The sequence below is a fragment of the Escherichia sp. MOD1-EC5950 genome (assembly GCF_002965345.1).
GTDB lineage: Bacteria > Pseudomonadota > Gammaproteobacteria > Enterobacterales > Enterobacteriaceae > Escherichia > Escherichia marmotae.
This window is the reverse complement of record NZ_PTSR01000023.1, coordinates 1-25,269: the sequence shown is the minus strand read 5'-3', so window position 1 is coordinate 25,269 and position 25,269 is coordinate 1. Positions and strand designations below refer to the sequence as shown.

Genomic DNA, 25,269 nt, shown 5'->3' with positions numbered 1-25,269 from the left:
AACGTAATATGTTATTTTTATTACAATTTTTTGGTGATAATTTTGTGTTGAATTCATCCTTTATAGGAATTAAATTCCAGTCCGTTTCTCGTCTTCTTCCGCCATATCGCGAAATTTCTGCGCAAAAGCACAAAAAATTTTTGCATCTCCCCCTTGATGACGTGGGTTACGACCCCATTTAGTAGTCAACCGCAGTGAGTGAGTCTGCAAAAAAATGAAATTGGGCAGTTGAAACCAGACGTTTCGCCCCTATTACAGACTCACAACCACATGATGACCGAATATATAGTGGAGACGTTTAGATGGGTAAAATAATTGGTATCGACCTGGGTACTACCAACTCTTGTGTAGCGATTATGGATGGCACCACTCCTCGTGTGCTGGAGAACGCCGAAGGCGATCGCACCACGCCTTCTATCATTGCCTATACCCAGGATGGTGAAACTCTGGTTGGTCAGCCGGCTAAACGTCAGGCAGTGACGAACCCGCAAAACACCCTGTTTGCGATTAAACGCCTGATTGGCCGCCGCTTCCAAGACGAAGAAGTACAGCGTGATGTTTCCATCATGCCGTTCAAAATTATTGCTGCTGATAACGGCGACGCATGGGTCGAAGTTAAAGGCCAGAAAATGGCACCGCCGCAGATTTCTGCCGAAGTGCTGAAAAAAATGAAGAAAACTGCAGAAGATTACCTGGGTGAACCGGTAACTGAAGCAGTTATCACCGTACCGGCATACTTTAACGATGCTCAGCGTCAGGCAACGAAAGACGCAGGCCGTATCGCTGGTCTGGAAGTAAAACGTATCATCAACGAACCGACCGCCGCTGCACTGGCTTACGGTCTGGACAAAGGTACAGGCAACCGTACTATCGCTGTTTATGACCTTGGTGGTGGTACTTTCGATATTTCCATTATCGAAATCGACGAAGTTGACGGTGAAAAAACCTTCGAAGTTCTGGCAACCAACGGTGATACCCACCTGGGTGGTGAAGACTTCGACAGCCGCCTGATCAACTACCTGGTTGAAGAATTCAAGAAAGATCAGGGCATTGACCTGCGTAACGATCCGCTGGCAATGCAGCGTCTGAAAGAAGCGGCAGAAAAAGCGAAAATCGAGCTGTCTTCTGCTCAGCAGACCGACGTTAACCTGCCGTACATCACTGCAGACGCGACCGGTCCGAAACACATGAACATCAAAGTGACTCGTGCAAAACTGGAAAGCCTGGTAGAAGACCTGGTGAACCGTTCCATCGAGCCGCTGAAAGTTGCTCTGCAGGACGCTGGCCTGTCCGTATCTGATATCGACGATGTTATCCTCGTTGGTGGTCAGACTCGTATGCCAATGGTTCAGAAGAAAGTTGCTGAGTTCTTTGGTAAAGAGCCGCGTAAAGACGTTAACCCGGACGAAGCTGTGGCAATCGGTGCTGCCGTTCAGGGTGGTGTACTGACTGGCGACGTGAAAGACGTACTGCTGCTGGACGTTACCCCGCTGTCTCTGGGTATCGAAACCATGGGCGGTGTGATGACGACGCTGATCGCGAAAAACACCACTATCCCGACCAAGCACAGCCAGGTGTTCTCTACCGCTGAAGACAACCAGTCTGCAGTAACCATCCACGTGCTGCAGGGTGAACGTAAACGTGCGGCTGATAACAAATCTCTGGGTCAGTTCAACCTGGATGGTATCAACCCGGCACCGCGCGGTATGCCGCAGATCGAAGTTACCTTCGATATCGATGCTGACGGTATCCTGCACGTTTCTGCGAAAGACAAAAACAGCGGTAAAGAGCAGAAGATCACCATTAAGGCTTCTTCTGGTCTGAACGAAGATGAAATCCAGAAAATGGTACGCGACGCTGAAGCTAACGCCGAAGCAGACCGTAAGTTTGAAGAGCTGGTACAGACTCGCAACCAGGGCGACCATCTGCTGCACAGCACCCGTAAGCAGGTTGAAGAAGCAGGCGACAAACTGCCGGCTGACGACAAAACTGCCATCGAGTCTGCGCTGACTGCGCTGGAAACTGCTCTGAAAGGTGAAGACAAAGCCGCTATCGAAGCGAAAATGCAGGAACTGGCACAGGTTTCCCAGAAACTGATGGAAATCGCCCAGCAGCAACATGCCCAGCAGCAGACTGCCGGTGCTGATGCTTCTGCAAACAACGCGAAAGATGACGATGTTGTCGACGCTGAATTCGAAGAAGTCAAAGACAAAAAATAATCGCCCTATAAACGGGTAATTATACTGACACGGGCGAAGGGGATTTTCCTCTCCGCCCGTGCATTCATCTAGGGGCAAATTAAAAAAGATGGCTAAGCAAGATTATTACGAGATTTTAGGCGTTTCCAAAACTGCGGAAGAGCGTGAAATCAAAAAGGCCTATAAACGCCTGGCCATGAAATATCACCCGGACCGTAACCAGGGTGACAAAGAGGCCGAGGCGAAATTTAAAGAGATCAAGGAAGCTTATGAAGTTCTGACCGATTCGCAAAAACGCGCGGCATACGATCAGTATGGTCATGCGGCGTTTGAGCAAGGCGGCATGGGCGGCGGCGGTTTTGGCGGCGGCGCAGACTTCAGCGATATTTTTGGTGACGTTTTTGGCGATATTTTTGGCGGCGGACGTGGTCGTCAACGTGCGGCGCGTGGTGCTGATTTACGCTATAACATGGAGCTCACCCTCGAAGAAGCTGTACGTGGCGTGACCAAAGAGATCCGCATTCCGACTCTGGAAGAGTGTGACGTTTGCCACGGTAGCGGTGCAAAACCGGGTACGCAACCGCAGACCTGTCCGACCTGTCATGGTTCTGGTCAAGTGCAGATGCGCCAGGGGTTCTTTGCCGTGCAGCAGACCTGTCCACACTGTCAGGGCCGAGGTACGCTGATCAAAGATCCGTGCAACAAATGTCATGGTCATGGTCGTGTTGAGCGTAGCAAAACGCTGTCCGTTAAAATCCCGGCAGGGGTGGACACTGGAGACCGCATCCGTCTTGCGGGCGAAGGTGAAGCGGGTGAGCACGGCGCACCAGCAGGCGATCTGTACGTTCAGGTTCAGGTTAAACAGCACCCGATTTTCGAACGTGAAGGTAACAACCTGTATTGCGAAGTGCCGATCAACTTCGCGATGGCCGCACTTGGTGGTGAAATCGAAGTGCCGACCCTCGATGGTCGCGTCAAACTGAAAGTGCCTGGAGAAACCCAGACAGGTAAGCTGTTCCGCATGCGTGGTAAAGGCGTGAAGTCTGTCCGCGGCGGTGCGCAGGGGGATTTACTGTGCCGCGTCGTGGTCGAAACACCGGTAGGTCTGAACGAGAAGCAGAAACAACTGCTGCAAGATCTGCAAGAAAGCTTCGGAGGCCCAACCGGCGAGCACAACAGCCCGCGTTCGAAGAGTTTCTTCGACGGCGTGAAGAAGTTTTTTGACGACCTGACTCGCTAATTTCCTGAAAAGCCTACCCGTGGGCAGGCTTGGGTAAAAACAAGGGTGCGTTGAAGATATGCGAGCACCTGTAAAGTGGCGGGGATCACTCCCCGCCGTTGCTCTTACTCGGATTCGTAAGCCGTGAAAACAGCAACCTCCGTCTGGCCAGTTCGGATGTGAACCTCACAGAGGTCTTTTCTCGTTACCAGCGCCGCCACTACGGCGGTGATACAGATGACGATCAGGGCGACAATCATCGCCTTATGCTGCTTCATTGCTCTCTTCTCCTTGACCTTACGGTCAGTAAGAGGCACTCTACATGTGTTCAGCATATAGGGGGCCTCGGGTTGATGGTAAAATATCACTCGGGGCTTTTCTCTATCTGCCATCCAGCTAATGCCTGAGACAGACAGCCTCAAGCACCCGCCGCTATTATACTATTCACTTTAATCCATTTGATTATATCAACCCCAATCCTGAAGACGCCTCGCATTTTTATGGCGTAATTTTTTAAGGATTCAATTAGTTAACGTTGATTTGTCCCTTTATTGCAATTATTGAGGACAAGTTGGATATATTTGAAATATCGCCCTAACAAACAGCTCTGGCTTACCACAAATTAATTATTACTTTTCCGAATAAATCCTTCAGAAATCGTGACCTTAAGCTATGATTATTGAGTTTTGAGGTCATCAGCCACCGCTTTCGGGCGTCAAAAAATCTTCCTCCGCTGGTGACGCAACCTCCTTTATAGATCGTAAAAAGCGAACTATTCCTACATTATAATCTGATTTTAACGATGATTCTTGCGGGGTAAAATAGTAAAAACGATCTATTCACCTGAAAGAGAAATAAAAAGTGAAACATCTGCATCGATTCTTTAGTAGTGATGCCTCGGGAGGCATTATTCTCATTATTGCCGCTGTTCTGGCGATGATTATGGCCAACAGCGGCGCAACCAGTGGATGGTATCACGACTTTCTTGAAACGCCGGTTCAGCTTCGGGTTGGTTCACTTGAGATCAACAAAAACATGCTGTTATGGATAAATGACGCACTGATGGCGATATTTTTCCTGTTAGTTGGTCTGGAAGTTAAACGCGAACTGATGCAAGGATCTCTGGCCAGCCTGCGGCAGGCTGCGTTTCCGGTCATTGCCGCTATCGGCGGGATGATTGTCCCGGCATTGCTCTATCTGGCTTTTAACTATGCTGATCCTATCACTCGTGAAGGGTGGGCGATCCCGGCGGCTACTGACATTGCCTTTGCGCTTGGTGTACTGGCGTTATTGGGAAGCCGTGTGCCGTTAGCGCTGAAGATCTTTTTGATGGCGCTGGCTATTATCGATGATCTTGGTGCCATCATTATCATCGCCTTGTTTTACACCAATGACTTGTCGATGGCTTCTCTTGGCGTTGCTGCAGTGGCGATTGCTGTACTCGCTGTGTTGAACATGTGTGGCGTGCGCCGTACAGGGGTTTATATTCTGGTTGGTGTGGTGCTGTGGACGGCCGTGCTGAAATCAGGCGTCCACGCAACGCTGGCTGGGGTTATTGTTGGCTTCTTTATTCCGTTAAAAGAGAAACATGGGCGTTCTCCGGCGAAGCGCCTGGAGCATGTATTGCATCCGTGGGTGGCTTATCTGATCTTGCCGCTATTTGCTTTTGCCAATGCTGGTGTTTCTCTGCAAGGCGTGACGCTGGATGGCCTGACCTCCATTCTGCCATTAGGGATCATCGCCGGTTTGCTGATTGGCAAGCCGCTGGGTATTAGTCTGTTCTGCTGGCTGGCGCTGCGTTTGAAGCTGGCACATCTGCCAGAGGGAACGACTTATCAGCAAATTATGGCTGTTGGGATCCTGTGCGGTATCGGTTTTACTATGTCTATTTTTATCGCCAGCCTGGCCTTTGGTAGCGTAGATCCAGAACTGATTAACTGGGCGAAATTAGGCATTCTGGTCGGTTCAATCTCTTCGGCGGTAATTGGATATAGCTGGCTACGCATTCGTCTACGTCCATCTGTTTGATCGGGCGATGTACCGGGGAGCCATAAATGGCTCCCTTTTCATTGTTATCAGGGAGAGAAATGAGCATGTCTCATATCAATTACAACCACTTGTATTACTTCTGGCATGTCTACAAAGAAGGTTCTGTGGTTGGCGCAGCGGAGGCGCTTTATTTAACACCACAAACGATTACCGGGCAGATCAGGGCGCTGGAAGAGCGTCTGCAAGGGAAACTATTTAAGCGCAAAGGACGTGGCCTGGAACCCAGTGAACTGGGGGAACTGGTTTATCGCTATGCCGATAAAATGTTCACGTTAAGCCAGGAAATGCTGGATATCGTCAACTATCGCAAAGAGTCTAACTTATTGTTTGATGTTGGCGTTGCAGATGCACTTTCGAAACGCCTGGTCAGCAGTGTTCTGGATGCCGCAGTTGTAGAAGACGAGCAGATCCATCTACGCTGCTTTGAATCGACGCACGAGATGCTGTTGGAGCAACTGAGTCAGCATAAGTTGGATATGATCATCTCTGACTGTCCGATCGACTCCACCCAGCAGGAGGGGCTATTTTCCATAAAAATTGGCGAGTGTGGTGTCAGTTTCTGGTGCACTAACCCGCTGCCAGAAAAACCGTTTCCAGCCTGTCTGGAGCAACGTCGCTTACTTATACCGGGGCGGCGCTCAATGTTGGGACGCAAACTATTAAACTGGTTTAACTCCCAGGGATTGAATGTTGAAATTCTGGGGGAGTTTGATGATGCGGCGTTGATGAAAGCCTTTGGTGCGACGCACAATGCTATTTTTGTTGCACCTTCACTTTACGCCAATGATTTTTATACCGATAACTCGGTTGTGGAGATTGGTCGCGTTGAGAACGTCATGGAAGAGTACCATGCGATTTTTGCCGAAAGGATGATCCAGCACCCTGCGGTACAGCGTATTTGCAATACAGATTACTCTGCGCTGTTTACTTCAGCCGCGAAATAGCCATTCGTACTTTGCAGGCTACAGTGTTGGCCTGCTTTTGCTCGTTGGCATAAAAAAACCCGCTTGCGCGGGTTTTTTTACAAAGCTGACAACAAAAGGCGATTAAGCCAGTTTGTTGATCTGTGCAGCCAGGTTAGCCTTATGACGTGCAGCTTTGTTTTTGTGGATCAGACCTTTAGCAGCCTGACGGTCCACGATCGGTTGCATTTCGTTAAATGCTTTCAGTGCAGCAGCTTTGTCGCCAGCTTCGATAGCTGCGTATACTTTCTTGATGAAAGTACGCATCATAGAGCGACGGCTTGCGTTGTGCTTACGAGCCTTTTCAGACTGAATGGCGCGCTTCTTAGCTGATTTGATATTAGCCAAGGTCCAACTCCCAAATGTGTTCTATATGGACAATTCAAAGGCCGAGGAATATGCCCTTTTAGCCTTCTTTTGTCAATGGATTTGTGCAAATAAGCGCCGTTAATATGGCAGCGCTCGTTGCGTAGTGATGGCGCAGGATTCTACCAGCTTGCAGGGTGTGAATACAGCTTTTCCGCGAGAAAAATTGCAGCAGGCCGTTAGTTTCTTACCGTGATTTGCGCCATGGCAATGAAAAGCCACTTCTTTCTAATTTCAGTACTCAATCGCCGGTTAACCTTGACCGCTGTACAAGGTATACTCGGACGATTTTCACTGTTTTGAGCCAGACATGAAGCTGATACGCGGCATACATAATCTCAGCCAGGCCCCGCAAGAAGGGTGTGTGCTGACTATTGGTAATTTCGACGGCGTGCATCGCGGTCATCGCGCGCTGTTGCAGGGCTTGCAGGAAGAAGGGCACAGGCGCAACTTACCGGTGATGGTGATGATTTTTGAGCCTCAACCACTGGAACTGTTTGCCACCGACAAAGCCCCGGCACGCCTGACCCGGCTGCGGGAAAAACTGCGTTATCTTGCCGAGTGTGGCGTAGATTACGTGCTGTGCGTGCGTTTTGACAGGCGCTTTGCGGCGCTGACGGCGCAAAATTTTATCAGCGATCTACTGGTGAAGCAGTTGCGGGTAAAATTTCTTGCTGTGGGTGATGATTTCCGCTTTGGCGCTGGTCGTGAAGGCGATTTCTTGTTATTACAGAAAGCTGGCGCAGAATACGGCTTCGACATCACCAGTACGCAAACTTTCTGTGAAGGTGGCGTGCGTATCAGTAGTACTGCCGTGCGTCAGGCCCTGGCGGATGACAACCTGGCTCTGGCTGAAAGTTTACTGGGGCACCCGTTTGCCATCTCCGGGCGTGTTGTCCACGGTGATGAGTTAGGGCGCACTATTGGTTTCCCGACGGCGAATGTACCGCTGCGTCGTCAGGTTTCCCCGGTGAAAGGGGTTTATGCGGTGGAAGTGCTGGGCCTCGGTGAAAAACCGTTGCCTGGCGTCGCGAACATCGGCACGCGCCCAACGGTAGCAGGCATTCGCCAGCAACTGGAAGTGCATGTTCTGGATGTTGCAATGGACCTTTACGGTCGCCATATACAAGTAGTGCTGCGTAAAAAAATACGCAGTGAGCAGCGATTTGCGTCGCTGGACGAACTGAAAGCGCAGATTGCGCGTGATGAATTAACCGCCCGCGAATTTTTTGGGCTAACAAAACCGGCTTAAGCCTGTTATGTAATCAAACCGAAATACGGAACCGAGAATCTGATGAGTGACTATAAATCAACCCTGAATTTGCCGGAAACAGGGTTCCCGATGCGTGGCGACCTCGCCAAGCGCGAACCGGGAATGCTGGCGCGTTGGACTGATGATGATCTGTACGGCATCATCCGTGCGGCTAAAAAAGGCAAAAAAACCTTCATTCTGCATGATGGCCCTCCTTATGCGAATGGCAGCATTCATATTGGTCACTCGGTTAACAAGATTCTGAAAGACATAATCATCAAGTCCAAAGGGCTTTCTGGATATGACTCGCCGTATGTGCCTGGTTGGGACTGTCACGGTCTGCCGATCGAGCTGAAAGTAGAGCAAGAGTTCGGTAAGCCGGGTGAGAAATTCACCGCAGCCGAGTTTCGCGCCAAGTGTCGCGAATATGCAGCGACCCAGGTTGATGGTCAGCGCAAAGACTTTATCCGTCTGGGGGTGCTGGGCGACTGGTCACATCCGTACCTGACTATGGACTTCAAAACCGAAGCCAACATCATCCGTGCGCTGGGCAAAATTATCGGCAACGGCCATCTGCACAAAGGTGCTAAACCGGTGCACTGGTGCGTAGACTGCCGTTCCGCGCTGGCGGAAGCGGAAGTTGAGTATTACGACAAAACCTCCCCGTCCATCGACGTCGCGTTCCACGCCGCCGATCAGGATGCGCTGAAAGCGAAATTTGGCGTTTCTGACGTTAATGGTCCGATCTCTCTGGTTATCTGGACCACAACGCCGTGGACCCTGCCTGCGAACCGCGCAATCTCTATTGCACCGGATTTCGACTATGCGCTGGTGCAGATCGACGGTCAGGCCGTGATCCTTGCGAAAGATTTGGTTGAAAGTGTGATGCAGCGTATCGGCGTTACCGAATACACCATCCTCGGCACGGTGAAAGGTGCGGAGCTGGAACTGCTGCGCTTTACCCATCCGTTTATGGGCTTCGATGTTCCGGCAATTCTTGGCGATCACGTCACGCTGGATGCCGGTACTGGTGCTGTTCACACCGCGCCTGGCCACGGCCCTGACGACTATGTTATCGGTCAGAAATACGGTCTGGAAACCGCTAACCCGGTTGGCCCGGACGGTACTTATCTGCCGGGAACTTACCCGACGTTAGACGGTGTGAACGTCTTCAAAGCGAACGATATTGTCGTTGCACTGTTGCAGGAAAAAGGCGCTCTGCTGCATGTTGAGAAGCTGCAGCACAGCTATCCGTGCTGCTGGCGTCACAAAACCCCAATCATCTTCCGTGCGACGCCACAGTGGTTCGTCAGCATGGATCAGAAAGGTCTGCGTGCGCAGTCACTGAAAGAGATCAAAGGCGTGCAGTGGATCCCGGACTGGGGCCAGGCGCGTATTGAGTCGATGGTCGCTAACCGTCCTGACTGGTGTATCTCCCGTCAGCGTACCTGGGGCGTACCGATGTCACTGTTCGTGCACAAAGACACTGAAGAGCTGCATCCGCGTACCCTTGAACTGATGGAAGAAGTGGCAAAACGCGTTGAGGTTGACGGCATCCAGGCGTGGTGGGATCTCGATGCAAAAGAGATCCTCGGTGACGACGCTGACCAGTACGTGAAAGTGCCGGATACGCTGGACGTATGGTTTGACTCCGGATCTACGCACTCTTCCGTTGTTGACGTGCGTCCGGAATTTGCCGGTCACGCTGCGGACATGTATCTGGAAGGTTCTGACCAACACCGTGGTTGGTTCATGTCTTCCCTGATGATCTCCACTGCGATGAAAGGCAAAGCGCCATATCGTCAGGTACTGACTCACGGCTTTACCGTGGATGGTCAGGGTCGCAAGATGTCTAAATCCATCGGCAACACCGTTTCGCCGCAGGATGTGATGAACAAGCTTGGCGCGGATATTCTGCGTCTGTGGGTGGCATCAACTGACTACACCGGCGAAATGGCCGTTTCTGACGAGATCCTGAAACGTGCTGCTGACAGCTATCGTCGTATCCGTAACACCGCACGCTTCCTGCTGGCAAACCTCAATGGTTTCGATCCGGCAAAAGATATGGTGAAACCGGAAGAGATGGTGGTACTGGACAGATGGGCCGTGGGTTGTGCGAAAGCGGCTCAGGAAGACATCATCAAGGCTTACGAAGCATACGATTTCCACGAAGTGGTGCAGCGTCTGATGCGCTTCTGCTCCGTTGAGATGGGCTCTTTCTACCTCGACATCATCAAAGACCGTCAGTACACCGCCAAAGCAGATAGCGTGGCGCGTCGTAGCTGCCAGACTGCGCTGTATCACATCGCAGAAGCGCTGGTTCGCTGGATGGCACCGATCCTCTCCTTCACCGCGGATGAAGTGTGGGGTTACCTGCCGGGCGAACGTGAAAAATACGTCTTTACCGGTGAGTGGTACGAAGGTCTGTTTGGTCTGGCTGACAGCGAAGCGATGAACGATGCGTTCTGGGACGAGTTGCTGCAAGTGCGTGGCGAAGTGAACAAAGTCATTGAGCAAGCGCGTGCTGACAAGAAAGTGGGTGGCTCGCTGGAAGCGGCAGTAACCTTGTACGCAGAACCGGAACTGGCAGCGAAACTGAACGCGTTGGGCGATGAATTACGATTTGTCCTGTTGACCTCCGGCGCTACCGTTGCAGACTATAACAACGCACCTGCTGATGCTCAGCAGAGCGAAGTACTCAAAGGGCTGAAAGTCGCGTTGAGTAAAGCCGAAGGTGAGAAGTGCCCACGCTGCTGGCACTACACCCAGGATGTCGGCAAGGTGGCGGAGCATGCAGAAATCTGCGGCCGCTGTGTCAGCAACGTCGCCGGTGACGGTGAAAAACGTAAGTTTGCCTGATGAGTCAATCGATCTGTTCAACAGGGCTACGCTGGCTGTGGCTGGTAGTAGTCGTGCTGATTATCGATCTGGGCAGCAAATACCTTATCCTCCAGAATTTTGCTCTGGGGGATACGGTTCCGCTGTTCCCGTCGCTTAATCTGCATTATGCGCGTAACTATGGCGCGGCGTTTAGTTTCCTTGCCGATAGCGGCGGCTGGCAGCGTTGGTTCTTTGCCGGTATTGCAATTGGTATTAGCGTGATCCTGACGGTGATGATGTATCGCTCGAAGGCCACGCAGAAACTGAACAACATTGCTTACGCGCTGATTATTGGCGGTGCGCTGGGCAACCTGTTCGACCGCCTGTGGCACGGCTTTGTGGTCGATATGATCGACTTCTACGTTGGCGACTGGCACTTCGCCACCTTCAACCTCGCTGATACTGCCATCTGTGTCGGCGCGGCACTGATTGTGCTGGAAGGTTTTTTGCCTTCGAAAGCGAAAAAACAATAATAAACCCTGCCGGATGCGATGCTGACGCATCTTATCCGGCCTACAGATTGCTGCGAAATCGTAGGCCGCATCCGGCAAACATCCTCAAAATACAAGAGCAAACCTGCATGTCTGAATCTGTACAGAGCAATAGCGCCGTCCTGGTGCACTTCACGCTAAAACTCGACGATGGCACCACCGCTGAGTCTACCCGCAACAACGGTAAACCGGCGCTGTTCCGCCTTGGCGACGCTTCTCTTTCCGAAGGGCTGGAGCAACACCTGCTGGGGCTGAAAGTGGGCGATAAAACCACCTTCTCGCTGGAGCCTGATGCGGCGTTTGGCGTACCGTCACCGGACCTGATTCAGTACTTCTCCCGCCGTGAGTTTATGGATGCAGGCGAGCCAGAAATTGGCGCAATAATGCTTTTTACCGCAATGGATGGCAGTGAGATGCCTGGCGTGATCCGCGAGATTAACGGCGACTCTATTACCGTTGATTTCAACCATCCGCTGGCCGGGCAGACCGTTCATTTTGATATTGAAGTGTTGGAAATCGATCCGGCACTGGAGGCGTAACATGCAGATCCTGTTGGCCAACCCACGTGGTTTTTGTGCCGGGGTAGACCGCGCTATCAGCATTGTTGAAAACGCGCTGGCCATTTACGGCGCACCGATTTATGTCCGCCACGAAGTGGTGCATAACCGCTACGTGGTCGATAGCCTGCGCGAGCGTGGCGCTATCTTTATTGAGCAGATCAGCGAAGTGCCGGATGGCGCAATCCTGATTTTCTCCGCGCACGGTGTTTCCCAGACTGTACGCAACGAAGCGAAAAGCCGCGATCTGACGGTATTCGACGCAACTTGTCCGCTGGTGACCAAAGTGCATATGGAAGTCGCCCGCGCCAGCCGTCGTGGCGAAGAATCTATTCTCATTGGCCATGCCGGGCACCCGGAAGTGGAAGGTACGATGGGGCAGTACAGTAACCCGGAAGGGGGAATGTATCTGGTCGAGTCACCGGACGACGTGTGGAAACTGACGGTCAAAAACGAAGATAAACTCTCCTTTATGACCCAGACCACGCTGTCGGTGGATGACACTTCGGATGTTATCGATGCGCTGCGTAAACGTTTTCCGAAGATTGTCGGGCCGCGCAAAGATGACATCTGTTACGCCACCACCAACCGCCAGGAAGCGGTACGCGCTCTGGCAGAGCAGGCGGAAGTGGTACTGGTCGTTGGTTCGAAAAACTCATCAAACTCCAATCGTCTGGCGGAACTGGCACAGCGTATGGGCAAACGCGCGTTTTTGATTGATGATGCGACAGATATCCAGGAAGAGTGGGTGAAAGACGTTAAATGTGTCGGCGTGACTGCGGGGGCATCGGCTCCGGATATTTTGGTGCAGAATGTGGTTGCACGTTTACAGCAGCTTGGCGGCGGCGAAGCCATTCCGCTGGAAGGCCGCGAAGAAAACATTGTTTTCGAAGTGCCGAAAGAGTTGCGTGTGGATATTCGTGAAGTTGATTAAGTCATTAGCAGCCTAAGTTATGCGAAAATGCCGGTCTTGTTACCGGCATTTTTTATGGAGAAAACATGCGATTACCTATTTTCCTCGATACTGATCCCGGCATCGATGATGCCGTTGCCATTGCCGCCGCGATTTTTGCTCCCGAACTCGACCTGCAACTGATGACCACCGTTGCGGGTAATGTCTCAGTTGAGAAAACCACGCGTAACGCCCTGCAACTGCTGCATTTCTGGAATGTGGATATTCCGCTCGCCCAGGGCGCTGCTGTACCGCTGGTACGCGCGCCGCGTAATGCGGCATCTGTGCACGGCGAATCGGGAATGGCTGGCTACGACTTTGTTGAACACAACAGAAGCCCGCTGGATAAACCGGCATTTCTGGCTATTCGTGATGCTCTGATACGTGCGCCAGAACCCGTTACTCTGGTGGCTATCGGCCCGTTGACCAATATCGCGCTGTTACTTTCACAATGTCCGGAATGCAAACCGCATATTCGCCGTCTGGTGATCATGGGCGGTTCCGCCGGACGCGGCAACTGTACGCCAAACGCCGAGTTTAATATCGCAGCCGATCCGGAAGCAGCGGCATGTGTCTTCCGTAGTGACATTGAAATTGTCATGTGTGGTCTGGATGTCACCAATCAGGCGATATTAACCCCAGACTATCTCGCCACGTTGCCGGAGTTGAATCGTACCGGGAAAATGCTTCACGCCCTGTTTAGCCACTATCGCAGCGGCAGTATGCAAAGTGGTCTGCGTATGCACGATCTCTGCGCTATCGCCTGGCTGGTGCGTCCGGATTTGTTCACCCTCAAACCCTGTTTTGTGGCGGTGGAAACTCAGGGGGAATTTACTTCGGGCACTACGGTCGTTGATATTGACGGTTGCCTGGGTAAACCTGCCAATGTACAGGTGGCGCTGGATCTGGATGTGAAAGGTTTCCAACAGTGGGTGGCTGAGGTGCTGGCCCTGGCACCATAACCTGTCACATATTATCGGCATGTAGTCATTTACTGACTCATGCCTTTCACTGATATCCCTCCCTGTTTATCATTAATTTCTAATTATCGGCGTTTTTGGCTGGCGGCGTAGCGATGCGCTGGTTACTCTGAAAACGGTCTATGCAAATTAACAAAAGAGAATAGCTATGCATGATGCAAACATCCGCGTTGCCATCGCGGGAGCCGGTGGGCGTATGGGCCGCCAGTTGATTCAGGCGGCGCTGGCGTTAGAGGGCGTGCAGCTTGGCGCGGCGCTGGAGCGTGAAGGATCTTCTTTACTGGGCAGTGACGCCGGTGAACTGGCTGGAGCCGGAAAAACCGGCGTTACCGTACAAAGCAGCCTGGATGCGGTAAAAGATGATTTTGATGTGTTTATTGATTTTACCCGTCCGGAAGGCACGCTGAACCATCTGGCATTTTGTCGCCAGCATGGCAAAGGGATGGTGATTGGCACGACGGGTTTTGATGACGCAGGCAAGCAGGCGATTCGTGATGCCGCCGGGGATATTGCGATTGTCTTTGCCGCCAACTTTAGTGTCGGCGTTAATGTGATGCTTAAGCTGCTGGAGAAAGCCGCTCAGGTAATGGGTGACTACACGGATATCGAGATTATTGAAGCACATCACAGGCATAAAGTGGATGCGCCGTCGGGCACTGCGCTGGCGATGGGAGAGGCGATTGCCCATGCACTGAACAAAGATCTGAAAGATTGCGCAGTTTACAGCCGTGAAGGTCATACCGGTGAACGAGTGCCAGGCACCATTGGTTTTGCCACCGTCCGTGCCGGCGACATCGTTGGCGAACATACCGCCATGTTTGCCGATATTGGCGAACGTCTGGAGATTACGCATAAGGCTTCCAGCCGCATGACCTTTGCTAACGGCGCGGTAAGATCGGCTTTGTGGCTGAATGGCAAAGAAAGTGGGATTTTTGACATGCGAGATGTGCTTAACCTCAATGCGTTATAACAACAAAACATTAGTGTTGATGCAAAAATAACACATCTAACTTTATAATTATAAAGGGCTTTAAATTTTAGCCCTTTTATTTTGATTGTTATTATTGTTAATTGGTGTGAGTTGCTAAAAATATCATGTTTTGTTGGTGATTTTTGTTGTTTTAATGTAAATTTTGACCGTTTGGTCCACTTTTTATCTGACGAAATTGGTTTTATACATTCTTCTCTCTGCGCAAGCGTTTTCCAGACTATGTTAGATGATATTTTTGCCGCTTAATGCCATCAAAATATGTGTGATGCATAAAATCATATAATAAATACCGCGATTGAGTTGACTTTTAGCTTCCATATCTCCAGAATGCCGCCGTTTGCCAGAAATTCGTCGGTAAGCAGATTTGCATTGATTCATGTCATCATTGTGAATTAATATGCAAATAAAGTGAGTGAATATTCTCTGGAGGGTGTTTTGATTAAGTCAGCGCTATTGGTTCTGGAAGACGGAACCCAGTTTCACGGTCGGGCCATAGGGGCAACAGGTTCGGCGGTTGGGGAAGTCGTTTTCAATACTTCAATGACCGGTTATCAAGAAATCCTCACTGATCCTTCCTATTCTCGCCAAATCGTTACTCTTACTTATCCCCATATTGGTAATGTCGGCACTAATGACGCCGATGAAGAATCCTCCCAGGTACATGCACAAGGTCTGGTGATTCGCGATCTGCCGCTGATTGCCAGCAACTTTCGTAATACCGAAGACCTCTCTTCTTACCTGAAACGCCATAACATTGTGGCGATTGCCGATATCGATACCCGTAAGCTGACGCGTTTACTGCGTGAGAAAGGCGCACAGAATGGTTGCATCATCGCGGGCGATAACCCGGATGCGGCGCTGGCGTTAGAAAAAGCCCGCGCGTTCCCTGGGCTGAACGGCATGGATCTGGCAAAAGAAGTGACTACTGCTGAAGCCTATAGCTGGACACAAGGGAGCTGGACGTTGGCTGGCGGCCTGCCGGAAGCGAAAAAAGAAGACGAGCTGCCGTTCCATGTGGTGGCCTACGATTTCGGTGCTAAGCGCAACATCCTGCGGATGCTGGTGGACAGAGGCTGCCGCCTGACTATCGTTCCGGCGCAAACGTCTGCTGAAGACGTGCTGAAAATGAATCCGGACGGCATCTTCCTCTCGAACGGTCCTGGCGACCCGGCTCCATGCGATTACGCGATTACCGCCATCCAGAAATTCCTCGAAACTGACATCCCGGTATTTGGCATCTGCCTCGGTCATCAGTTGCTGGCGCTGGCCAGTGGCGCGAAGACGGTCAAAATGAAATTTGGTCATCATGGCGGCAACCATCCGGTTAAAGATATTGAGAAAAATGTGGTGATGATTACCGCCCAGAACCACGGTTTTGCGGTGGACGAAGCAACATTACCTGCAAATCTGCGCGTGACGCATAAATCCCTGTTCGACGGTACGTTACAGGGCATTCATCGCACCGATAAACCGGCATTCAGCTTCCAGGGGCACCCTGAAGCCAGCCCGGGGCCGCACGACGCAGCTATGTTGTTCGACCACTTTATCGAGTTAATTGAGCAGTACCGTAAAACCGCTAAGTAATCAGGAGTAAAAGAGCCATGCCAAAACGTACAGATATAAAAAGTATCCTGATTCTGGGTGCTGGCCCGATTGTTATCGGCCAGGCGTGTGAGTTTGACTACTCTGGCGCGCAAGCATGTAAAGCCCTGCGTGAAGAGGGTTACCGCGTCATTCTGGTGAACTCCAACCCGGCGACCATTATGACCGATCCGGAAATGGCCGATGCGACCTACATTGAGCCGATTCACTGGGAAGTAGTACGCAAAATTATCGAAAAAGAGCGCCCGGATGCAGTTCTGCCAACGATGGGCGGCCAGACAGCGCTGAACTGTGCACTGGAACTGGAGCGCCAGGGCGTACTGGAAGAGTTCGGCGTAACCATGATTGGTGCCACCGCCGACGCGATTGATAAAGCAGAAGACCGTCGCCGTTTCGACGTGGCGATGAAGAAAATCGGTCTGGAAACCGCGCGTTCCGGTATCGCGCACTCAATGGAAGAAGCACTGGCGGTTGCTGCTGACGTGGGCTTCCCGTGCATCATTCGCCCCAGCTTCACTATGGGCGGTAGTGGTGGCGGTATCGCTTATAACCGCGAAGAGTTTGAAGAAATTTGCGCTCGCGGTCTGGATCTCTCCCCAACCAAAGAGCTGCTGATTGACGAGTCGCTGATTGGCTGGAAAGAGTACGAGATGGAAGTGGTGCGTGATAAAAACGACAACTGCATCATCGTCTGCTCTATCGAAAACTTCGATGCGATGGGCATCCACACCGGTGACTCCATTACCGTAGCGCCAGCCCAGACGCTGACCGACAAAGAATATCAAATCATGCGTAACGCCTCGATGGCGGTACTGCGTGAAATCGGTGTTGAAACGGGCGGTTCCAACGTCCAGTTTGCGGTTAACCCGAAAAACGGTCGTCTGATTGTTATCGAAATGAACCCGCGTGTATCCCGCTCTTCGGCGCTGGCGTCGAAAGCCACTGGCTTCCCGATTGCCAAAGTGGCGGCGAAACTGGCGGTCGGTTACACCCTCGACGAACTGATGAACGACATCACCGGCGGTCGTACTCCGGCCTCTTTCGAGCCGTCCATTGACTACGTGGTCACCAAAATTCCTCGCTTTAACTTCGAGAAATTTGCCGGGGCTAACGACCGTCTGACCACCCAGATGAAATCGGTTGGTGAAGTGATGGCGATTGGTCGCACGCAGCAGGAATCGCTGCAAAAAGCCCTGCGCGGCCTGGAAGTGGGCGCGACCGGTTTCGATCCGAAAGTGAGCCTCGATGATCCGGAAGCCCTGACTAAAATCCGCCGTGAACTGAAAGATGCAGGCGCAGAGCGTATCTGGTACATCGCAGATGCCTTCCGTGCGGGCCTGTCTGTAGACGGCGTCTTTAACCTGACCAACATTGACCGCTGGTTCCTGGTACAAATTGAAGAGCTGGTGCGTCTGGAAGAGAAAGTGGCAGAAGTGGGTATCACTGGCCTGAACGCTGACTTCCTGCGCCAGTTGAAACGCAAAGGTTTTGCCGATGCGCGTCTGGCTAAACTGGCAGGTGTGCGCGAAGCGGAAATCCGCAAACTGCGCGACCAGTACAACCTGCACCCGGTCTACAAACGCGTTGATACCTGTGCCGCAGAATTTGCGACTGACACTGCGTACATGTACTCCACCTATGAAGATGAGTGCGAAGCGAATCCGTCCACGCGTGACAAAATCATGGTGCTCGGCGGCGGCCCGAACCGTATCGGCCAGGGTATCGAGTTTGACTACTGCTGCGTACACGCCTCGCTGGCGCTACGCGAAGACGGTTTTGAGACCATTATGGTTAACTGTAACCCGGAAACCGTCTCCACCGACTACGACACTTCCGACCGTCTCTATTTTGAGCCGGTAACCCTGGAAGATGTGCTGGAAATTGTGCGCATCGAGAAACCGAAAGGCGTTATCGTCCAGTACGGCGGTCAGACTCCGCTGAAACTGGCGCGCGCGCTGGAAGCCGCTGGTGTACCGGTTATTGGCACCAGTCCGGATGCCATCGACCGTGCGGAAGACCGTGAACGCTTCCAGCACGCGGTTGACCGTCTGAAACTGAAGCAACCGGCGAACGCCACCGTTACTGCTATTGAGATGGCTGTTGAGAAGGCGAAAGAGATTGGTTACCCGCTGGTGGTGCGTCCGTCTTATGTTCTTGGCGGTCGGGCGATGGAGATCGTCTACGACGAAGCCGACCTGCGTCGTTACTTCCAGACCGCGGTGAGCGTGTCCAATGATGCCCCCGTGCTGCTGGATCACTTCCTCGATGATGCGGTAGAAGTCGATGTGGACGCTATCTGCGACGGCGAAATGGTGCTGATTGGCGGCATTATGGAACATATTGAGCAGGCTGGTGTGCACTCCGGTGACTCAGCGTGTTCTCTGCCTGCATACACGTTAAGTCAGGAAATTCAGGATGTAATGCGCCAGCAGGTGCAGAAACTGGCCTTCGAATTGCAGGTGCGCGGCCTGATGAACGTGCAGTTTGCAGTGAAAAACAACGAAGTCTACCTGATTGAAGTTAACCCGCGTGCGGCGCGTACCGTTCCGTTCGTCTCCAAAGCCACCGGTGTTCCGTTGGCGAAAGTGGCGGCACGCGTGATGGCAGGTAAATCGCTGGCTGAGCAGGGCGTGACTAAAGAAGTTATCCCGCCGTACTACTCGGTGAAAGAAGTGGTACTGCCGTTCAACAAATTCCCGGGCGTTGACCCGCTGTTAGGGCCAGAAATGCGCTCTACCGGGGAAGTGATGGGTGTTGGTCGCACCTTCGCTGAAGCGTTTGCTAAAGCACAGTTGGGCAGCAACTCCACGATGAAGAAACAGGGCCGTGCGCTGCTCTCCGTGCGCGAAGGCGACAAAGAGCGTGTAGTGGACCTGGCAGCAAAACTGCTGAAGCAGGGCTTCGAGCTGGATGCAACCCACGGTACAGCGATTGTGCTGGGTGAAGCGGGCATCAACCCGCGTCTGGTTAACAAGGTGCATGAAGGTCGTCCGCACATTCAGGATCGTATTAAGAATGGCGAATATACCTATATCATCAACACCACTTCAGGCCGTCGCGCGATTGAAGACTCCCGCGTGATTCGTCGCAGTGCGCTGCAATATAAAGTGCATTACGACACCACCCTGAATGGCGGTTTCGCTACCGCAATGGCGCTGAATGCCGATGCGACCGAAAAAGTGATTTCGGTACAAGAAATGCACGCGCAGATCAAATAATGGAGTGTCATGGCGGATATGTTTTATCCGCCATTTTGATCAAATATCTAATACGGTTCTCTGATGAGAACCGTTTTTTTTACCAATAAGGAAAATCTTTCCTGAAATCTATATTTTTGATGATGTAAGCAGGATTTAGCTCACACTTATCAACAGTGAAGTTGCATATTATCGATATAACTACAATTTTAATATGGCCTTGTTTAATTGCTTAAAACGAGTCATAGCCAGATTTTTAATTTGTGAAACTGGAGTTTGTATGTGTGAAGGATATGTTGAAAAACCACTCTATTTGTTAATTGCCGAATGGATGATGGTTGAAAACCGGTGGGTGACGGCAAGAGAGATCTCTATTCATTTCGATATTGAACACAGCAAGGCGATTAATACCCTGACTTATATTCTGTCGGAGGTCGCAGAAATAAGCTGCGAAGTTAAGATGATCCCTAATAAGCTGGAAGGGCGGGGATGTCAGTGTCAGCGGTTAGTAAAAGTGGTTGAGATTGATGCACAAATTTATGCGCGTCTGCGGAATAATAGCCGGGAAAAATTAGTCGGCGTAAGAAAGACGCCGCGTATTCCGACCGTTCCGCTCACGGAGCTTAACCGCGAGCAGAAGTGGCAGATGATGTTATCAAAGAGTATGCGTCGTTAATTTAATCTTGTGGATATCGCGAGACCTGGTTGCCGGATGCGATGCTGGTGCATCTTATCTGGCCTACGGGGGCTCTCCGGCCAGGTCGGATAAGGCATTTACGCCACGTCCGACGATGTTACCGCTTTGGCGTCACATTCGTCGTCCCCTGTAAACGGGGGCGATTTTCCTCCATTTGCCTCAACGGCTGTGTTTCTCGTAACGATGCATGGCAGCGCCCGACCAAATCCTGATATTCTTTGGTATTCAACCGCTTCCAGTGCAACTCTTCATCGCTGACGCTGCGCACCGCACGGGCTGGCGTGCCCATCAACAACTGACGTTTCTCGCCGCTAAAGCCCGCTTTGACAAAACTCATGGCGGCAACAATGCTTTCTTCGCCAATGACCGCGCTATCCATAATCACACTGTTCATCCCGACCAGGGCATCACGGCCAATCATACAGCCATGCAGGATAGCACCATGACCGATATGACCGTTTTCCCCCACAATGGTGTCAGTGTCGCAGTAGCCGTGCATGATGCAGCCATCCTGAATATTGGCTCCTGCTTGTACAATCAGCCGTCCGTAATCACCGCGTAGCGAGGAGAGGGGGCCGATGTAAACGCCGGCTCCCACAATTACATCGCCAATCAATACTGCACTGGGATGAACAAACGCCGTCGGGTGAACCACCGGAATTACCCCTTCAAAGGCGTAATAGCTCACGGTTGTTAACGCCCTTTCCACACTGGATCGCGCTTCTCAGCAAACGCCAGTGGCCCTTCAATGGCATCTTCCGAATGTAGCACTGCAGGGTAATGTTGCAACACGCCGCTGCGAATAAAACGATACGCCTCTTCGACCGGCATTTCGCTGGTGGTGCGGTAGATCTCTTTTAGCGCCGCAATCGCCAGCGGGGCGCTATTAACCAGTTGCTGTGCCAGTTCGCGGGCGTTATCCATTAGCTCCGCCTGGCTAACCACGCGGTTGACAATCCCCCAACGCAGCGCCTCTTCTGCGCCCATCCGTCTGCCAGTCATCACCATTTCATTGACGATAGCAGGCGGCAGGATCTTCGGCAGACGCAGCACGCCGCCGCTGTCCGGAACGATGCCCAGTTTAGCTTCCGGTAGGGCAAAACTGGCGTTATTGGCACAAACAATAAAATCTGCTGCCAGCGCCAGTTCAAAGCCACCGCCAAAGGCGTAGCCGTTCACGGCTGCGATGACCGGTTTATCGAGATTGAAAATTTCAGTTAATCCGGCAAAACCGCCTGGGCCGAAGTCAGCATCTGGTGCTTCGCCTTCTGCTGCCGCTTTTAAATCCCAGCCAGCGGAAAAGAATTTTTCTCCGGCACCGGTAATAATGGCGACGCGTAATTGCGGATCGTCACGGAAATTAAGAAATGCTTCGCCCATTTCAAAGCTGGTTTTAGCATCAATTGCATTAGCTTTTGGACGGTCAAGGGTAATTTCCAGAATTGATCCATTGCGGGTCAGATGTAATGATTCACTCATTCCTTTTCTCCATTTTTGCTTTTTCAGGGACGACAATGCCCTGCAAAAAATGCATATTATTTTATGGTGTGATTATTAGCTGGCGAGATAATTCCAGCGGTTTCATTTATTTAAGATTCTTTCTGATTATTTTCCCCGAACAGTTACGCGGCAGATCTTTTCTGATTTCCAGATAAGATGGCACTTTAAATTTCGCCATATTCTGCTCACAGAAGAAGAAAAATTCTTCTTCGCTCAATGTTTCGCCTTCATTCAGCACTACAAACGCTTTGATGGCTTCATCACGAATAGAATCTTTAATACCAACGACCACAATGTCCTGAATTTTTGGATGCGCGGAGATAATATTTTCCAGCTCTACACAAGAGACATTCTCGCCACCGCGTTTGATCATATTGCAGCGACGATCGACGAAGTAAAAAAAGCCCTCTTCGTCGCGGTATCCCGTATCGCCGGTATGCAACCAGCCATCGGCTTCCAGGACTCTGGCGGTGGCCTGCGGATTGAGAAAATATTCTTTGAAGATGGTTTTCCCTGGTTCGCCTTTAATGCAGATTTCGCCAATCTCCCCCGCGGGGAGTGGGCGATTGTGATCGTCGCGGATCTCCGCTTCGTAGCAAAATCCTGCACGACCAATCGACGGCCAGCGACGCTTATCGCCGGGGCGATCGCCGATAATGCCGACGATGGTTTCTGTCATCCCGTAAGACGTCAGCAAGCGGACGCCGAAGCGTTCACAAAACGCGTCTTTTTCCTGCTCTGACAGGTTGAGGTAAAACATCACTTCCCGCAGGCAGTGTTGCCTATCGTTCGCAGAAGGTGGTTGTACCATCAGGGTGCGGATCATCATCGGAATACATTCGGTGACGGTGGCGCGATACTTTTGTACTTGCCCCCAGAAGGCGCGGGCGCTGTATTTTTCCACCAGCACAAAGGTCGCACCCGCCGAAAATGCCGCCATCGCCGCAGTACACTGGCAATCGATATGAAACGCAGGCATCACCGTCAGGTAGACATCATCGTCACGCACTGCACATTGCCAGGCGGAGTAATATCCGGCGAAGCGCAGATTGTAATGGGTAATTACCACCCCTTTCGGGCGGGAGGTTGTACCGGAGGTAAAAAGAATTTCCGCCGTATCGTCGGTCGATAACGGCGGTGCATAGCACAAGGTTGCAGGTTGCTGAGTTTTCAGTTGTGCAAACGAACTGGCACCATCACCAGCGGGAAGCGCCACATCGGTCAGGCAAATATGCCGTAGTTGCGTGGCATCTTCCTGCTGAATCTGCCGATACATAGGATAAAATTGTGCACTGGTCACCAACAGACACGCCTGGCTGTTTTGCAGGATCCACGCGCTCTCTTCACGCAGCAGTCGGGCATTAATCGGCACCATAATCGCGCCAATTTTTGCCAACCCGAACCAGCAAAAGATAAATTCCGGGCAGTTGTCGAGATGCAGCGCGACCTTGTCGCCTTTGCGAATTCCCAGCGTATAAAACAGGTTTGCCGTGCGGTTAATTTCTTGATTTAACTCAAGATAACTATACCGGTTGACGTTCCCGCCGCTGGATTCACAAATTAGCGCCGTTTTATGACCGTAAACGTCCGCCAGATCGTCCCACATTTGACGTAGATGTTGTCCGCCAATGATATCCATTGCACCTCTATCCATTTTGTTCGTTTGTTATTGGGCGGGTGCTAGTCAGGCAAGCCAACTAGCACCACGCGTTTAGTCCTCAACTTTGGCCAGACCTTTGCTGACCAACTCCTGAATGTCGTTTTCGCTGTAGCCGATGGTTTTCAAAATGGCAGCGGTGTCCATGCCGTGCGACGGCATTCCGCGCCAGATTTGGCCAGGGTTATTTTTGAATTTCGGCATAACGTTCGGCCCTTTGCAGGTACGGCCATCCATCGTTTGCCACTGGGTGATTGATTCGCGGGCAACGTACTGTGGATTGCTTTCCAGCTCCGGCACGGTCAGCACTTTGGCGCAGGCGATATTCAGTTCGGCAAAGCGTTCTTTTACTTCTGCTATCGTGTGTGCCGCCAGCCAGGCATCGAGTTTCTCTTCTACCAGAGGGCCGTAAGGGCATTCGATACGGTGGATAAGCTGAGTGCCTTGCGGAATTTCCGGTGTACCGAGCAGATGCTCGAGGCCAATATCTTTAAAGCACTCTGCAATCTGGGTAATGCCCACCAGTTCCATCACGATGTAGCCATCGGCACATTTGTACAGACCGCAACCGGCGTAGTAGGGATCTTTCCCTTTGGTCATGCGCGGGCACATTTCGCCGCCGTTGAAGTAGTCCATCATGAAGTACTGACCCATGCGCAGCATCACTTCATACATGGCGATGTCGATGCTTTCGCCTTTGCCGGTTTCGCGCACTTTATGCAGTGCTGCCAGCGCCGCGGTGGTGGCGGTCAGGCCGGAGAAGTAGTCAGCGGTGTACGGGAAAGCAGGCATTGGCTGGTCAACATCGCCGTTCTGAATCAGGTAGCCACTGAAGGCCTGTGCAATGGTGTTATAGGCTGGAAGATTGGTGTACTCCTCGGTGCCATACTGACCAAAACCGGACAGGTGAGCGATAACCAGTTTCGGGTTGTGCTGCCATAGCACTTCATCAGTAATGCCACGGCGAGCAAAGGCCGGGCCTTTACTGGCTTCGATGAAGATATCGGTGGTTTCCATTAATTTCAGAAACGCTTCGCGGCCTTCATCTTTGAAGATATTTAACGACAGCGCGTGCAAATTGCGGCGGGAAAGCTGCGGGTAATTTGGTTGAACGCGGATGGTGTCGGCCCAGGCGACGTTTTCGATCCAGATAACTTCTGCGCCCCATTCTGCGAACATTTGTCCGGCGAACGGCCCGGCGATTTCGATACCGGAGAAGACAACCCGTAATCCGGCCAGCGGCCCGAATTTCGGCATCGGTAGATGATCCATTATTAGCTCCTGAAAAATGTGTGTAGCCTTTGTAAGCCTGATAAGCAAAGCACATCAGGCATCGCCGCACGGTTGCCGGATGCGGCGTAACCGCCTTATCCGGCCTGCATTTGTGCTCCCGTAGGCCTGATAAGCAAAGCGCATCAGGCATCGCCGCACGGTTGCCGGATGCGGCGTAACCGCCTTATCCGGCCTGCATTTGTGCTCTTGTAGGCCTGATAAGCGAAGCGCATCAGGCATCGCCGCACGGTTGCCGGATGCGGCGTAACCGCCTTATCCGGCCTACAATTTGTGCTCTTGTAGGCCTGATAAGCGAAGCACATCAGGCATCGCCGCACGGTTGCCGGATGCGGCGTAACCGCCTTATCCTGCCTGCATTTGTGCTCCTGTAGGCCTGATAAGCAAAGCGCATCAGGCATCGCCGCACGGTTGCCGGATGCGGCGTAA

Annotated in this window: 21 protein-coding genes and 1 pseudogene; 15 read left to right on the top strand and 7 right to left on the bottom strand. The window is 51.8% G+C overall.

What is annotated here, in order from left to right; translation table 11 throughout:
* The first annotated feature begins 302 nt into the window (after positions 1 to 302).
* Together dnaK and dnaJ are read left to right on the top strand one after the other, a co-directional pair.
* The gene (dnaK, locus tag BEA93_RS18885; RefSeq protein ID WP_000516135.1) at positions 303 to 2,219 is read left to right on the top strand and encodes a molecular chaperone DnaK; all 1,917 of its coding nucleotides are present in this window, start codon (positions 303 to 305) and stop codon (positions 2,217 to 2,219) included.
* Positions 2,220 to 2,307: 88 nt separating this feature from the next.
* Entirely contained in the window at positions 2,308 to 3,438 is a 1,131-nt protein-coding gene (dnaJ, locus tag BEA93_RS18880; RefSeq protein ID WP_001118463.1) for a molecular chaperone DnaJ, read from the top strand.
* A 104-nt stretch (positions 3,439 to 3,542) separates the two neighbouring features.
* Here dnaJ and mokC read toward each other — a convergent pair whose 3' ends face one another.
* Entirely contained in the window at positions 3,543 to 3,695 is a 153-nt protein-coding gene (gene mokC / locus BEA93_RS18875) for a type I toxin-antitoxin system toxin MokC (protein WP_000809168.1), read from the bottom strand.
* Between the two features lie 583 nt (positions 3,696 to 4,278).
* Between mokC and nhaA the strand changes: the two genes are divergently transcribed.
* Positions 4,279 to 5,445 (top strand): Na+/H+ antiporter NhaA, encoded by a 1,167-nt coding sequence (gene nhaA / locus BEA93_RS18865; RefSeq protein ID WP_000681378.1) that lies wholly within the window; start codon positions 4,279 to 4,281, stop codon positions 5,443 to 5,445.
* 59 nt (positions 5,446 to 5,504) lie between these two features.
* Entirely contained in the window at positions 5,505 to 6,410 is a 906-nt protein-coding gene (gene nhaR, locus BEA93_RS18860; RefSeq protein WP_000062876.1) for a transcriptional activator NhaR, read from the top strand.
* A gap of 102 nt (positions 6,411 to 6,512) precedes the next feature.
* Here the strand turns inward: nhaR and rpsT are convergent, their stop codons facing one another.
* On the bottom strand, positions 6,513 to 6,776 hold the full coding sequence (gene rpsT / locus BEA93_RS18855; RefSeq protein WP_001274018.1) for a 30S ribosomal protein S20: 264 nt from the start codon (positions 6,774 to 6,776) through the stop codon (positions 6,513 to 6,515).
* A 102-nt stretch (positions 6,777 to 6,878) separates the two neighbouring features.
* On the opposite strand from rpsT, the pseudogene BEA93_RS18850 reads away from it, so the two are divergent.
* The 11 genes and pseudogenes from BEA93_RS18850 (at position 6,879) to caiF (ending at position 20,372) form a co-directional block, all read left to right on the top strand.
* Positions 6,879 to 7,097 (top strand): annotated as a pseudogene (locus BEA93_RS18850) (DUF2575 domain-containing protein).
* 7 nt (positions 7,098 to 7,104) lie between these two features.
* Positions 7,105 to 8,046, top strand: a complete 942-nt coding sequence (gene ribF, locus BEA93_RS18845) for a bifunctional riboflavin kinase/FAD synthetase (protein ID WP_105224912.1) — start codon at positions 7,105 to 7,107, stop codon at positions 8,044 to 8,046.
* Positions 8,047 to 8,088: 42 nt separating this feature from the next.
* Positions 8,089 to 10,905, top strand: coding sequence for an isoleucine--tRNA ligase (gene ileS / locus BEA93_RS18840; protein ID WP_001286811.1), 2,817 nt, complete (start codon positions 8,089 to 8,091; stop codon positions 10,903 to 10,905).
* Positions 10,905 to 11,399: a signal peptidase II gene (gene lspA, locus BEA93_RS18835; RefSeq protein WP_000083379.1), complete on the top strand. Its 495-nt coding sequence runs from the start codon at positions 10,905 to 10,907 to the stop codon at positions 11,397 to 11,399. Before ileS ends, lspA begins: the two co-directional genes overlap by 1 nt.
* 107 nt (positions 11,400 to 11,506) lie before the next feature.
* Positions 11,507 to 11,956 (top strand): FKBP-type peptidyl-prolyl cis-trans isomerase, encoded by a 450-nt coding sequence (gene fkpB, locus BEA93_RS18830; RefSeq protein ID WP_000004655.1) that lies wholly within the window; start codon positions 11,507 to 11,509, stop codon positions 11,954 to 11,956.
* A 1-nt stretch (position 11,957) separates the two neighbouring features.
* On the top strand, positions 11,958 to 12,908 hold the full coding sequence (ispH, locus tag BEA93_RS18825; RefSeq protein WP_105224913.1) for a 4-hydroxy-3-methylbut-2-enyl diphosphate reductase: 951 nt from the start codon (positions 11,958 to 11,960) through the stop codon (positions 12,906 to 12,908).
* A 65-nt stretch (positions 12,909 to 12,973) separates the two neighbouring features.
* Positions 12,974 to 13,888 carry a ribonucleoside hydrolase RihC gene (gene rihC, locus BEA93_RS18820; protein ID WP_001517721.1) on the top strand — a complete coding sequence of 305 codons (915 nt, stop codon included), beginning with the start codon at positions 12,974 to 12,976 and terminating at the stop codon, positions 13,886 to 13,888.
* Between the two features lie 166 nt (positions 13,889 to 14,054).
* The gene (gene dapB, locus BEA93_RS18815; RefSeq protein ID WP_016249595.1) at positions 14,055 to 14,876 is read left to right on the top strand and encodes a 4-hydroxy-tetrahydrodipicolinate reductase; all 822 of its coding nucleotides are present in this window, start codon (positions 14,055 to 14,057) and stop codon (positions 14,874 to 14,876) included.
* A gap of 456 nt (positions 14,877 to 15,332) precedes the next feature.
* Positions 15,333 to 16,481 (top strand): glutamine-hydrolyzing carbamoyl-phosphate synthase small subunit, encoded by a 1,149-nt coding sequence (gene carA, locus BEA93_RS18810; RefSeq protein WP_001517722.1) that lies wholly within the window; start codon positions 15,333 to 15,335, stop codon positions 16,479 to 16,481.
* Positions 16,482 to 16,498: 17 nt separating this feature from the next.
* Positions 16,499 to 19,717 (top strand): carbamoyl-phosphate synthase large subunit, encoded by a 3,219-nt coding sequence (carB, locus tag BEA93_RS18805; protein ID WP_001126327.1) that lies wholly within the window; start codon positions 16,499 to 16,501, stop codon positions 19,715 to 19,717.
* A 259-nt stretch (positions 19,718 to 19,976) separates the two neighbouring features.
* Positions 19,977 to 20,372: a carnitine metabolism transcriptional regulator CaiF gene (gene caiF / locus BEA93_RS18795; protein ID WP_000333133.1), complete on the top strand. Its 396-nt coding sequence runs from the start codon at positions 19,977 to 19,979 to the stop codon at positions 20,370 to 20,372.
* A gap of 118 nt (positions 20,373 to 20,490) precedes the next feature.
* Here the strand turns inward: caiF and caiE are convergent, their stop codons facing one another.
* The 5 genes from caiE to BEA93_RS25795 form a co-directional block, all read right to left on the bottom strand.
* Positions 20,491 to 21,081 carry a carnitine operon protein CaiE gene (gene caiE / locus BEA93_RS18790; RefSeq protein WP_105224914.1) on the bottom strand — a complete coding sequence of 197 codons (591 nt, stop codon included), beginning with the start codon at positions 21,079 to 21,081 and terminating at the stop codon, positions 20,491 to 20,493.
* 5 nt (positions 21,082 to 21,086) lie between these two features.
* Positions 21,087 to 21,872 (bottom strand): crotonobetainyl-CoA hydratase, encoded by a 786-nt coding sequence (gene caiD / locus BEA93_RS18785; protein ID WP_016249597.1) that lies wholly within the window; start codon positions 21,870 to 21,872, stop codon positions 21,087 to 21,089.
* A gap of 106 nt (positions 21,873 to 21,978) precedes the next feature.
* The gene (caiC, locus tag BEA93_RS18780; RefSeq protein WP_001517723.1) at positions 21,979 to 23,532 is read right to left on the bottom strand and encodes a crotonobetaine/carnitine-CoA ligase; all 1,554 of its coding nucleotides are present in this window, start codon (positions 23,530 to 23,532) and stop codon (positions 21,979 to 21,981) included.
* 72 nt (positions 23,533 to 23,604) lie between these two features.
* Positions 23,605 to 24,822, bottom strand: a complete 1,218-nt coding sequence (gene caiB / locus BEA93_RS18775) for an L-carnitine CoA-transferase (protein WP_000349948.1) — start codon at positions 24,820 to 24,822, stop codon at positions 23,605 to 23,607.
* Positions 24,823 to 24,965: 143 nt separating this feature from the next.
* On the bottom strand, positions 24,966 to 25,269 hold a 304-nt coding region (locus BEA93_RS25795), incomplete at its 5' end, for a hypothetical protein (RefSeq protein ID WP_236942896.1).